Genomic DNA, 11,962 nt, shown 5'->3' with positions numbered 1-11,962 from the left:
TGTCAGTAATGCTTTAATATTCTCCTTTAATTACAAAAAACGAGCCCCGAATGGTTCCAGCTAGTTTAGACTTCTGCCTAGCAAACTTAAACTTCGCTTCTAACTCCTTTGGTACCTCCATCCCCTCAGAAAGCTTAAAACCAACGGCCCGCTTCTTAGGGTCATCAACCGTATACATGACATTGAGCCCAAGACCATCCTCGTAAAAGACGTAGGCAAATTGAATATTTTCCACTTGAAAACGCGACGTTTCTAAAGGTTTAGCCGCAAACTCAATATCACGTTCTTCTTTCAAAATTCGGTTCACATAATCAAGGGTCTCCTGGCTTTCGCTAGCTGGTACAACCGTAAATTCATGCTTATACCTGTTCATAAAGTAACGGGCTTCATTCGCTCGTAAACCAGCAAGCGCTGCTGCTACCGCTGAAGACTCTAAACCAACCGTAGACACATTTTTAAAGTCAACGATATAGGACATTTCCATCCCTCCTAAAAGTTTTACGAGCGTTACTTCTTAGAACCTACTTCGAGCCAAAACTCACATCGGAAGCATTCACTTATCTCTTTATTTCCTAACAACAGGAATCCACATTTCACCAAATACTAAGCCGTTTCGTTGCCCCATCTCAACCGCTGCATTTGGTCCACCAACATAGGCAACATTCTCTGCTTCCGCCAAGGCTTGACCAAAAGCAATGCCAGTAAGCTTATTACTCAGCTCATCAGCCGTCTCCGCTTCCCCTTTAACAACTAGATATTCCCCTTTAGGAAATTGAATAACTCTGGTTGCTTCTGGTACCGATGCCTCTGTCATGACACCAGCATAATGCATCATCTTGTTATTCACCGCTTCGTTCACGGCAAAAATGTAGTCATTTGCGGCTATGGCCTTTAAAGTGTCAAGCCTTCCATCTTGTTTCACTGCCTCCCAAAAGTCTGCTTTCTCTTTGTTGATGCCAGCAAAGTCTGTGTAATCGCTCTTAAGCTCAGTTCCAATACCTAAAACGATAAAGCTGTCTTTTTCCTCTAGGGTATAATTTGCCATATTCAAAACCTTCCTCTTTTTAAATTTATCAGATGATTTGTCTTTTCACTTGATGGGTTTATAATAACCTTAAATCATGTCAAATAATGATACTGTTTAGGGGGGCCCGATGAAAAAAGTTGAACGGATTAATATCATCATGCGGTATATCAACAACCGCGCCCACTTTACTATTACTGAAATCATGCGAGAATTTAACATCTCTCGTTCGACAGCTATTCGAGATATCAGAGAAATTGAAGCTATGGGGATGCCACTTGTCGCTGAAGTTGGGAGGGATGGGGGTTATTTTGTCATAAACAACTCTGTCCTGCCCACTGTCCGCTTTACCGATAATGAAATTAAAGCTCTGTTTATTGCTTTTATGGCCACAAGAAATCAACAGCTCCCTTATCTGAAGAGTCGTCAGTCTCTAGCTGAAAAATTACTAGGCCTCATCTCAGAAAACCAGCAAGATGACCTTGTTCTTTTAAATCAAAAATTGCTTTTTGAAGGAACCAACCCCCATAATCCCGACCTGCTCGATCTGTCAGATCTGCCCCATCCTATGTTAGAAAAACTCATCCAAATCCTTCTCTTGGACAGCTATTTATTGGTTTCCATCGAAGAAGAGAAGGAGATAAAGTCTTATCCCATTTATCTCTTGCACCTTTATCGTGAAAAAAGCTTATGGCTAATTGAAGGCTTTGACTTAGTGGAAGAAAAGAGGCGGATTTTTCCTGTCGATAATCTCACCAATGTAAAATCATACCCTACGAAAAAAAGAGTAAGTAAGAAAAATATTTTAGAACAACTAAGTAATCAGGAAGAAGTAATCAACCTTGTCCTTGAACTTGGTCCAACGGCGATTTCCCAGTTCAAAAAATACCATCCTTTAAAGTTTTCAATTTCATATACGACTCCTTACCAAACTACGGCCATCTTAAAGACTTTTATCAATGTTCATAATTCAGAAGAATTAACAGAAATAACAAATTGGCTGCTATTCCTAGGTGGAGATATAAAGGTCAGGGAGATACCAGAAAAAGTCTTAGAAAATTTACAAGAGAGATTAAGCTTATACTGCCCATAAGCAGTGCCAGTTAAAACCAAAATAATTTTGAGCTTGGCCAGTTGTCAGCTACCCCCTATTTTCGAACATCCAGACAAGATATAGAGCGACAAGAAATCGTATCCATCTGAAACGATAGATTCGAATTTAAAAATAAACATCCCATTCCTCTTTTGGTGAGAATGGGATGTTTATTGGTTTCATCAAATGGTTTTTTGCCAATTCGACCTGGTTATGCGGATCGCTACTTGACGAGTTCGTCGGCGGTCGGGCCGAAAGTGCCCAGGATTGGCTGGTCGAGCAGACGCAAGTACACGCCAATCATACCGAATAATTTTCCTCGAACCATCATCTAAGTCCAACTATATTCCATACTGGTGTTACGTAATCCTGCCCGTTAGCTTAAAAAAGAAGCAGTTGAATAGTAAATGTAACACTCAGGCTTCATTGAAAAACATCTCTGAATTATTTGTTTTAGTCAGTTTCATATAACGTCCTCAGTATTCACGATTCCGAGAGGCTTAAAGGAGCGTCAGCGACTGGATCGAAGACTTAGCCTCTCAGGATTGTCTGCTGATCCACTTCTTAGAATCACCTCTTGCAGACCAAGGGCCGAAAAGTCCACAGCGTGAATACGCTGTTATCAGATGTCTGTGCCATCCTGATTGTTCTAACACTTATTTTATTCACTTTAATTTTAATCCTTTTAAATATTTTTCTGTTATCTCATTGGTTATACTAATTGCTTCTATTCTACTACTGGCTGGAGCTGTTATCATTTGACCACTCTCCGAATTCCATACAGTACCGCTGTTATCCTTTAATTTATTATGATCTGAAGCTAATATTGTTACCTTAGTGAATTCGTTATTGATCACTAAAGTTCCATAATAGTAAGTATGCGAACCATTTGCTGCACCATTATCTTTTCGATATGTAAAATACGGATAATTAATGACACCCGCTCCTTCATCTGAAATGAGTATGGTTAGTTTTCTCTGATCTAATGGAACAGGTATTTCTTCACCCGCTATGTCTATAGTACCTTCAAATTTTCTTTCCCCGAAGATATTTTTGTATAACTTTCCTTCTATATTTACATTTACAAGTTTTTCTGACTCTAAATGCTCAGTTCCTAATCTATATTTTATACCTTGTGCATTTATATTAATTTCCTTGGGAAATAAATTTATAAAAATAACAATTACTAAGGTTGTTAAAATTATTGTAATAACAGATAAAACAAGTTTCTTCATTGTGAACTCCTTATTTGTACAGATTTCCGATAACCTTTCTGTATTCACGAACTTCGTAAATAATTCCATATGTAGGGTATTCAACTACACTTTTTTCATCCAAAGCTTATAATAATCTACCCACCCTTGCGCATTGATTGTTACACCTGTTAACGCAGGCTGTGAGCGCATCGTAATTAGATTACGATATAAGGGCAGGTACCCATACTTAGTCAATAAGTGGCCTTCTGCCTCTTCCCAAACTTCATATCGTTCTCTTCTATCTTTAGTCGCGTATAACTTCCGTGCAGTCTGTTGGATGAATTCACGTTGTTCTTCATTAAAATGCTGATGGAGAAAGCTATTCCCTGACAAAAGAAGGTGTAACAAGGACAGCTCCACATCTTCCCCGATCGTGGCACTATCATGGATCAGATCTGCTTCCCTCATCCGTTCTGGCGTTAGTAATTCTTCAGTGGAAAAGTGGAATACTTCCAGCTTAATACCATACTTAGCACACCTGGCTTTTATCCACTCACCATCCTGTCGATGATCTTCTTCCTTAAACGTGTACAGACGAAGCGTTTCGCCTTGATAATTGCTTTGTAAAAGCAAATGTCTTACGGATTGTGCTAGCTCTACCATCTCCTCCATATTTCCGCCCATTACACGTCCCACTTCGCTCCCATCTATCCCAAGGAGTTCATGTGAGAAGAAACGATCCGTGGTCTCTGCACGTTCTCCCCCTACCTCTAAAATCAAATGCTTGGCATCAAGAATCAGAGAAAGAGCTTGTCTGAAATACGGAGAGGATAGAACACCTTCACGCATCTGCTGAAAGCTGAGAAAAGTAATATTACACTCCATACGTGCAGTTCGCCTGTCCCCTTCTATTCCTACCTGACATGACGCATCTTGATCTACGGATGGGACACTTTGTAGATCGTAGGTGCTCTCCTGGCTATCTATTGTGTCTTCGTAAGTTGGTACGATCCAAATCTCGACTCTATCAAGCAAAGCCCGCTCACGAAAATAGGATGAAAAAGCCTCCAGCACAACCATCGATTCATCATTTCGGACTAAACGGAATGGGCCTGTCCCAATTAAATTATTTCTGCCATTCATCTGGGATCGTCTAGCAGCTTGTTCTTGCATAATGGACAAATGTGGACTACAAACAAACCGATCAAACCAGTAGCAAGGGTACTCAAGCTGAATACGTAAGGTGTAGGCATCTAGTACGTCCATTGTTTCTATTATCTCTGTCATCCATGTATAAGGGGAATTTTCTTGCTGTACTCGCCCAAAAGTATATAGGACGTCCTGTGCATCAAGTTCTTTACCATCATGAAATTGCACACCTCTGCATAAGTAGAAGGTCCAGATCCGTCCATCCTCACTAGACTCGACATGATGAGCCAAATGAGCTCTCGTACTCATCGTGAGTGGTTCATAGTGCAGCAATGTATCCGTAATTTGCATAACAATATGGCAATCTGAACGCAGATACATGTGTATGGGGTCCACAATATTAAAAACATCGTCATAACGTAAACGTAACGTATCATGCGGTTTATTGTTGCACAAATCTTGCTGATAGCCAAACTGTGTGTCAAACCAATTTTGGAACTGTTCATGGGCAAGAGGAAGCGTTTTTTTATAGGTATGATGAAGCGCTAATGCTTCTTTAATTTTTCCTTGGTAGACAAGCTCTTTTGCAATCTTTTGATAGATATCTCCCAATTCCACGAGAAAAAATAGCTGAGAGCGATTCCCTCTTCCTATGCCGGGAACCCATCTAATCAGCCCCTGATCCACTAACTTGTGGATAATCAGCTTGGTATTGCGATCGGTACAACAGAGCAGCTCAGATAATTGATCAATAGAAATCGTCATTCCTTGATGAAGAGGAATATGCTGATAGGGGGTACGTATCCGATAATAATCTTCGAGTAATTGCATCATCATGGTTCCTTTCTAAAAAAGCTGTAAAAAACATGAGTAATCTCTTCCCTTTTTACATTTATTCACCCGCTTTACAATGTAAAAACAAAAGGGGGACTACTCATGAATAAGCTGAAACACACCTGGAACTATATCGTGCAAAACTATCATACCACGCTGCAAGTCAGAATGTTTGGAGAGTTGCTAACAAGTCTAACTGGTTCGATGCTAGCGCCCTTTCTACTCTTATACTTATACGAGAAGTTGGACGGTTCCGTTCTGTTGCCTTTGATTATTGTCGGATTACAACCTTTTGCAGAGATTGTAGTTACGATCGCAGGCGGCAGTATTACGGATCGTTACGGGAGAAAGCCCATCATCATATTTTCCTTGTTCTTACAAATAGGAGCGATGACCGGATTTATGCTTGCTGATTCAGTTTGGTTATTCGCATTTTTATATATCCTGAATGGAATTGGCCATTCCCTCTACATTCCGGCAGAACGGGCTCAGATTGCCGATATCGTCCCGGATGAGAAGCGGGCGGAAGTATATGGTGTATTAAACACCTTGGGGTATATCGGGCAAGGACTTGGTCCGGTACTCGGTTTGCTGGTATTTATCTTAGAGCCCGCTCTCGTATTCGGTTTGCAAGCATGTTCGCTCCTCATCTACTTGCTTGTATTTTGGAAGACCACCCATGAGACTGCACCGCTAAATCACCTGAATAAACCTTTGGCAACGGTCGTTGTTCAAGATTCTCAGACCGATCGTTCTATAGATAAGTCACGATCTGTATTCAGACGAACAAAACAGTTCGTATTCCTTCACCAGCATGTAATCCTTCTTATGCTGTGTACATTACCAATCAGTTTCTTTTATGCACAGACAGAAACAACTTTTCGTATACATGCTCAAGCTATCTTTACCGATCACTTGTCTGTGATCGCTATTCTGGCTACCGTAAAAGCTTGCCTATCTGTTGGACTGCAAGTCTGGCTTATCAAAAAAACGGAGCATATGTCGCTCATAACCATCATGTTAATCACTTGTCTCTGTTATACCATGACATCACTTTTATACGGGTTCTCCTTCGTGTTGTGGCCTTTACTGGTGGCTCAATTGACGATGACAATCGGAGAAAGCTTAGGACTTTCCAGGCTTCATCAGTACGTCGCTGGTATTGCACCAGTTACGGATCGAGGGCTATATTTCTCAATTCATGGAACACATTGGGATATATCTCGTTCCATTGGACCTTATTTAGGCGGTATCGTATTCATCCAGACAAGTGGCGCTGTATTATTTATAATCGTCTCTATACTACTCGTCGTCTCATATCTATCATTCCGATGCCTATTATCTCGTAATGTTCGCGCGGCTAACAATCTTTAGGGAATTTAAAGGTTAGTTGAATAGTCGCTTATTACTCGCTTAAACTTACTATTAGTAGATTAAGAAATGATTGCAGCCGGTGGTAGTTTCTTTCCGTTACCACCATAAATGCATCAAACAAATACATGGAGCAGCTGCCACCGGCAAACTGCTCCATGTATTTGTTGAACTATCGTGTCCCGATTGTTGAAAGGAGATCAGACTAGATAGGCACCAAAATGCTCCTCAACCAAGCCAACGATAACTTCAAAAGGGGTTGAGGACTTCACTTCTATAACCTTTAGACCAAGCTGGTTTGCTTCTGCTCTTATCTGGGCATCAATCAGCATATATCTTTTATTTAGATTCTCCAGGGCAATTAGTTCGATCTCTTTTATCTCGAACAACCCTGACAATTTTTTACGTTTCTTTGCAGAAGTCATCTTAAAATCCTGATCTGAAACCAGCCAAATGGCTTGTTTGGGGTTATTTAGAAGAGGCCCAACCAATTCAGGTGTTAGGCCGAAGCCTTCTGCTAAAATTGGTCTCTCACTTTGTATTTCAGATAAATCACGGATAACCAAGGGAAATCGACCACGAAATGATCCATTTGCCCTGTTTAGCATTTCCTTCGGGCTAATATGTACCCAATTATCTTCCATGGAGGAGGATAGTATCTCTTCAGCACCAATTGAATGGGCAGACAGTTCCTCATGATGCTTATCCTCATTCATGTCATAATCATAAAAAGAAAGGTTGTATTTCTTGACAATGTATTTTGCTATTGTACTTTTCCACGAATCGGGTGAACCACCAATCCAAAGTAACGAATTTTTCAACTTCAACTTTACCTACTCCTTCTTCGGTTTTTTTGTCATCCTGTTCTTAAAATCACTTAAGGTGATAATAGAGAACGTACGTTTCCTATGCAACACAAAATTCCAGCACTCCCCACGCTAAACTGCCCGTTAGCTTAACAGGCTGCCGATGTAGATTAACATTAGATTAGACAATCATCTAATCGGCTAAGTGTACAAGTTCTTGTCATTTTCGGCTAAAAACAAAAAAACGCAATTAATTCAGCTTTCAAAGGCTACGTGTTGTCGTCTGACAAATATGTTATTGTACTCCGACACACGTACTGGTAGTCTCGTCAGAATGTAGGCACTTTTGTGTCATTAGACATTAGTAGTAGTTATCGCTCGTAAAACTTGATTTCAACTGTATTGAAGTCCTTAACCCAAAAGACGTATACTCCGAGCTTTATCAAAGCGTACTCAATTTCTGCGATAACTCTACGATGTTCATCATTATCGGGTAGAGCAATAGCAATACCATAGTTGATTGAATCTTGGTAATCAGAAATCAGCTTAGTAGCTGCAAGTAAGGCTTTACCAACATGGTTCTTTATCTGATTCAGGTTAAAGGGCTTGCCGAAACGACTGAAAGTCTCTAAAGCGCTCGTCTCACCCTTAGCTTCAATCAATAAGGTGAAGCTCCCTTCACAGCAATAATATCGATACCTGGCTCCAAAGTATGTAGTCTTTGACGGATTATAAAGTTCATATCTTCAAATTAGACATTCATCATCGAGTATGGCTACAAGTTCTTTTCCATTTCGGCTAACAATGTAAGTTCTTGTACTCAGCTCGGGACAAGAACTTACATTGTTAAAACAAAGAAGCCGCGGATTCCGTAACTTCTTATGCGTGTATGTTCTTGTCCTCCGACAATAATTGACCTTCTAGTAAATTACAGAGGAAAATAGAGCAAGCCAGTTGAATAATATCAAATTTATGCATTTGATTCAGTACTCTGCATTCTTTTGCCATATTTACGTCATCATCAAAGGGAAATTTGCGGATCATTACAGGCAAAAAGTATGAATAATTTCCATTCATTTCGTACTTTCTTCCTTTTGGCCTTTATTCGATCCATTGGATCAAATTTGGATTTTCATCCAATATAGAGAGATACTGTTCCTTCCATCCATATTTCGCTTCTGGGTCAAGTAGTATATATCTTTTGTATTTTTCGAGACGGTGTTCGGGTGTAGCCCATCCAAAGTGCTTTAAACGGAGATCAGATAGCCGGTGAGAGAGTTCAAAAATATTCTCCGGGAACCGTCCGCAATGCTGATGCTGAGGGGTCTCTTTTGTCCATATCCAGAGAGGATAATCCGACATTTTGTCGATTGAGTTCTCCATTACTCTCTTGTTTGAATCGTTTCACCCCGTTTAGATCGGATTCCCTATAAATATGATAAGCTGGAAAATGAGTATCAACATATAACGAGAACCCCATTGCAGCTGCACGAATACAGAAATGACGATCTTCACCCCAGAAGGAAAGATTCTTAATGGGATTGAAGTTTACACCAGAAACCAATGCGCGTCGGCTGATAAGAGTACAAGCCCCTAATCCCCCTACCTCATATACCCCCGGAACTTTTAATTGAGAAATGAATTGATTGTAACGGGTGATAATCTCCTCCTCGCTTAGATTCTCACCCCGCTGCTGTTCCCACTGCGTATACTCATCACGAAGCCATACCTGAGGCTGAGGCATTGAGTCAGGCTGCCATGAAGTCCAAAAAATTTCGGATACAATATCTTTCCCTATAACGATCAGTTGTTCAACCGTTTTAGGATGCAGCAGTAAATCGGAATCGACTAAAAACAAATAATCGTATTGCTCATCAATGGCATGTTGAATAATTATATTCTTAAAATCCGCGACTTTCCAAATAAGATGTTCATTCCAAAAATGTGTAGTTTCGTTACGAGTATAGTCACTTCTATGCCCGGATGCCTTTACCGTAACATGGTCAACCACCTCGGAAAAATTGCGAAGCATTTTTCTTGACTGTTCGTCCTGGTTGTCATCAACAAATATATATCCGAATACCGTATGTTCCTGCCTTAATTGGTACAGAGAATTTAAAAACTCGCGTAGAATAGCAGGTTTTTGATGAATAGGGCTTCCGATCAACACGCGCGGCTTATCATCCAAGACAATCACCGCCAACTCCTGCTTCTTCTTTGTTTAAGATAGCTTCCAGATACCTTTTATTCTGCAGGACTCTAGGATCCGTCGGTCGATAGCTACGGGCAATCTCATTATGATATTGGGCTAAGCCATGTTCACCCACTCGGTCGTAACATACGCAAAGCTGAAGATGAGGGAGCCAAGTCAAGTATATAGGATTAAAAAAACCCAAGTTTTCTCGTGAACGTTCAAGTTGGGTGGCCATCTTATACCAGAAAATCGCTGTATGGATATCCTCCTGATGTAAAAAATGATACCCAAGCCGACAACAGAATTCGGCACGAGGGCTACCGTATCGAAAAGAACGTAACGAAGATTCGAGCTCTCGTTCCCTATTTCCGAGTTCATGGTAACAATCTGCTAGTTTCCCGCAAGAAGCAATATTATCTTCGATCCATCCCTTTCCTGTGGCCAAGAATTTTTCATAATAAGAAATCGCTTGCTCGTACATCTGGTGATCAACGAGTTCATTTGCAAAATAATATAAATCCCGAGGTGAAAAGTGTTCGCCGCGAAGTAAACGTTTTTCGTAAATTCTAAGATTTCTGTCGCTATCATGATGGAGGCTGCTATGTGTGATAGCAACCTCACTATTCAAAATGTTCCCCGATACTTCGAGGTATTCATGAACTGCGCCAATCCATTGGAAGTTATTCTCCCTTTTTACAAGACGATTACGTCTAACACTAAAAGTAACATTCTCAAATTCGTCGAAAGCCAGGTGATAGTCCATCGTCACGGAATCCACTGATCGATCGACTGTCTTTTTTAGTTCTTTAAATTTTTTACGATCCTCTTTCTTTAACATGTCGTCCGCGTCTAACCAAAATATATAGTCCTTAGTAGCCAAACGAAAAGCATAATTTCGGGCAGTTGCAAAGTCGTCAACCCATTCGAAATCGAAGATATGATCCGTATATTTACGCGCGATTTCTTTAGTTTTGTCGGTGGATCCTGTATCCACAATAATGATTTCGTCAACCATATCCTGCACTGAGCTCAGGCATCGCTTAATACTATCCTCTTCATTTTTTACAATCATACAAAGACTGACAGAAATCAATTTACTCACCTCATTTTCAGGTATATACCGGGGAAACTACCCATGTGAGTCTTGAATTATTTTAAAGCTATACCTAACCCCAGAGTGAATTAAAACGGCCATCGGCATTCGCTTTTTACTTAAACTATTTTAAAGCCCCTGTAAAAGTAATGGCTCCAATGGCATTTGCTGTACCTACAACAGTTAGTGCAACTAATGAATACGTAACATTGCCAGTTCCCGGAGTTGAATCAACATGATCAACACTGGTAGCTTCAAATGTGTTATTTCCAGCTGCATGATGATTAATACTAAAAATAATAGTTGCCCCACGGAGAATTTGTAATTGAACCGCTGTAGTACCTGCTGTAGACTCCCATCCAACGATTCCTGTTAACCAAATGCTGCTTCCTGTAGGAACTCCCGTTATTGTTATTGTTTTTAATGTAGCTGGGACTGCGGTTATCGAGATTGCCGAACTCCCTGATGTATTTGGAGTATTCTCGGATACCTGAAATTGCAAAAAAATCCCCGCGCCTCCTGTAGGGCCCGTTGCTCCTGTGGCTCCAGTAGCTCCCGTGGTACCCGTGGCTCCAGATACACCCGTGACACCTGTAGCACCTGTTACTCCAGTTACTCCAGTTGCACCCGTCGCTCCCGTAGTACCTGTTACACCCGTTACACCCGTTACACCCGTTACACCCGTTGCACCTGTTACACCTGTGGCTCCCGTTGCCCCGGTTGGCCCCGTAGGTCCTGAAACTCCTACTGGTTTAATTACTCTCATATTACCCGTAACTCCTGAATCTCCTACTGCTTTAATTACTCTCATATACCCATAACTCCTATCAGATCATTTAATTTATAAACTTCAAGTTTATTGAATACATCTTTTAGCCCCTAATAAGATGTATCAAAGATTTTGCAACTTTCTTCTTGGCATAATTTTTTTTCGTTTCACATAATTCTTTGCAGCTTGTAACTCCAAAACGTACCACTGAGAATAAACAAGGCAACTGTAATCTCTTTTTCTGCTTGTTCAAATCTTCCACGTTGCAAAAAGTGTTTTTCCTTTGTTAGTCGCCGTTTCGCAGCATTCAATATGCCCATCGGTTCTGATGTAAGATCATTTGCTGGTTTCCCTCAGAAACTTTGTTTACGTAAAATGTTAATTATTATACGTAACCTACTACTTTATCGAATATAACAGCAGTATACGAAGA

General features: G+C 40.5%; 12 protein-coding genes. 3 read left to right on the top strand and 9 right to left on the bottom strand.

Features of this window, described 5'->3' with window-relative positions:
- Window positions 1-13: 13 nt before the first annotated feature.
- Entirely contained in the window at window positions 14-478 is a 465-nt protein-coding gene (locus tag AC2TF5_RS14125; protein WP_491302745.1) for a DUF8821 family protein, read from the bottom strand.
- A gap of 87 nt (window positions 479-565) precedes the next feature.
- Window positions 566-1,045, bottom strand: coding sequence for a GyrI-like domain-containing protein (locus AC2TF5_RS14120; RefSeq protein WP_491302744.1), 480 nt, complete (start codon window positions 1,043-1,045; stop codon window positions 566-568).
- 109 nt (window positions 1,046-1,154) lie between these two features.
- Here AC2TF5_RS14120 and AC2TF5_RS14115 point away from each other — a divergent pair, with 109 nt between their 5' ends.
- Together AC2TF5_RS14115 and AC2TF5_RS14110 are read left to right on the top strand one after the other, a co-directional pair.
- Entirely contained in the window at window positions 1,155-2,117 is a 963-nt protein-coding gene (locus tag AC2TF5_RS14115) for a helix-turn-helix transcriptional regulator (RefSeq protein WP_491302743.1), read from the top strand.
- 166 nt (window positions 2,118-2,283) lie between these two features.
- Window positions 2,284-2,430: a hypothetical protein gene (locus AC2TF5_RS14110; protein ID WP_491302742.1), complete on the top strand. Its 147-nt coding sequence runs from the start codon at window positions 2,284-2,286 to the stop codon at window positions 2,428-2,430.
- 352 nt (window positions 2,431-2,782) lie between these two features.
- On the opposite strand, the gene AC2TF5_RS14105 is transcribed toward AC2TF5_RS14110, so the two are convergent.
- Together AC2TF5_RS14105 and AC2TF5_RS14100 are read right to left on the bottom strand one after the other, a co-directional pair.
- Window positions 2,783-3,352 carry a hypothetical protein gene (locus AC2TF5_RS14105; RefSeq protein WP_491302741.1) on the bottom strand — a complete coding sequence of 190 codons (570 nt, stop codon included), beginning with the start codon at window positions 3,350-3,352 and terminating at the stop codon, window positions 2,783-2,785.
- Window positions 3,353-3,436: 84 nt separating this feature from the next.
- Entirely contained in the window at window positions 3,437-5,299 is a 1,863-nt protein-coding gene (locus AC2TF5_RS14100; RefSeq protein WP_491302740.1) for an ABC transporter substrate-binding protein, read from the bottom strand.
- Between the two features lie 99 nt (window positions 5,300-5,398).
- Between AC2TF5_RS14100 and AC2TF5_RS14095 the strand changes: the two genes are divergently transcribed.
- On the top strand, window positions 5,399-6,670 hold the full coding sequence (locus tag AC2TF5_RS14095) for an MDR family MFS transporter (RefSeq protein WP_491302739.1): 1,272 nt from the start codon (window positions 5,399-5,401) through the stop codon (window positions 6,668-6,670).
- 197 nt (window positions 6,671-6,867) lie between these two features.
- Here the strand turns inward: AC2TF5_RS14095 and AC2TF5_RS14090 are convergent, their stop codons facing one another.
- The 5 genes from AC2TF5_RS14090 to AC2TF5_RS14070 form a co-directional block, all read right to left on the bottom strand.
- Complete coding sequence (locus AC2TF5_RS14090) at window positions 6,868-7,494, bottom strand: hypothetical protein (RefSeq protein WP_491302738.1); 627 nt, start codon at window positions 7,492-7,494, stop codon at window positions 6,868-6,870.
- 350 nt (window positions 7,495-7,844) lie between these two features.
- Window positions 7,845-8,135, bottom strand: coding sequence for a hypothetical protein (locus tag AC2TF5_RS14085; protein ID WP_491302737.1), 291 nt, complete (start codon window positions 8,133-8,135; stop codon window positions 7,845-7,847).
- 617 nt (window positions 8,136-8,752) lie between these two features.
- Window positions 8,753-9,670 (bottom strand): glycosyltransferase family 2 protein, encoded by a 918-nt coding sequence (locus AC2TF5_RS14080; protein ID WP_491302736.1) that lies wholly within the window; start codon window positions 9,668-9,670, stop codon window positions 8,753-8,755.
- Window positions 9,654-10,760: a tetratricopeptide repeat-containing glycosyltransferase family 2 protein gene (locus AC2TF5_RS14075; protein WP_491302735.1), complete on the bottom strand. Its 1,107-nt coding sequence runs from the start codon at window positions 10,758-10,760 to the stop codon at window positions 9,654-9,656. The genes AC2TF5_RS14080 and AC2TF5_RS14075 overlap by 17 nt, the downstream gene beginning before the upstream one ends.
- 124 nt (window positions 10,761-10,884) lie before the next feature.
- Entirely contained in the window at window positions 10,885-11,571 is a 687-nt protein-coding gene (locus AC2TF5_RS14070; protein ID WP_491302734.1) for a hypothetical protein, read from the bottom strand.
- Between the last annotated feature and the right edge of the window lie 391 nt (window positions 11,572-11,962).

This window comes from Paenibacillus sp. JNUCC 34 (assembly GCF_058269055.1).
The sequence above is the reverse complement of the archived record's forward strand: the minus strand, read 5'-3'. Positions and strand labels throughout refer to the sequence as shown.

Coding starts and splice junctions, on each gene's coding strand:
- AC2TF5_RS14125 (WP_491302745.1), bottom strand. CDS start 478: ATGTCCTATATCGTTGACTTTAAAAATGTGTCTACGGTTGGTTTAGAG.
- AC2TF5_RS14120 (WP_491302744.1), bottom strand. CDS start 1,045: ATGGCAAATTATACCCTAGAGGAAAAAGACAGCTTTATCGTTTTAGGT.
- AC2TF5_RS14115 (WP_491302743.1), top strand. CDS start 1,155: ATGAAAAAAGTTGAACGGATTAATATCATCATGCGGTATATCAACAAC.
- AC2TF5_RS14110 (WP_491302742.1), top strand. CDS start 2,284: ATGTTTATTGGTTTCATCAAATGGTTTTTTGCCAATTCGACCTGGTTA.
- AC2TF5_RS14105 (WP_491302741.1), bottom strand. CDS start 3,352: ATGAAGAAACTTGTTTTATCTGTTATTACAATAATTTTAACAACCTTA.
- AC2TF5_RS14100 (WP_491302740.1), bottom strand. CDS start 5,299: ATGATGATGCAATTACTCGAAGATTATTATCGGATACGTACCCCCTAT.
- AC2TF5_RS14095 (WP_491302739.1), top strand. CDS start 5,399: ATGAATAAGCTGAAACACACCTGGAACTATATCGTGCAAAACTATCAT.
- AC2TF5_RS14070 (WP_491302734.1), bottom strand. CDS start 11,571: ATGAGAGTAATTAAAGCAGTAGGAGATTCAGGAGTTACGGGTAATATG.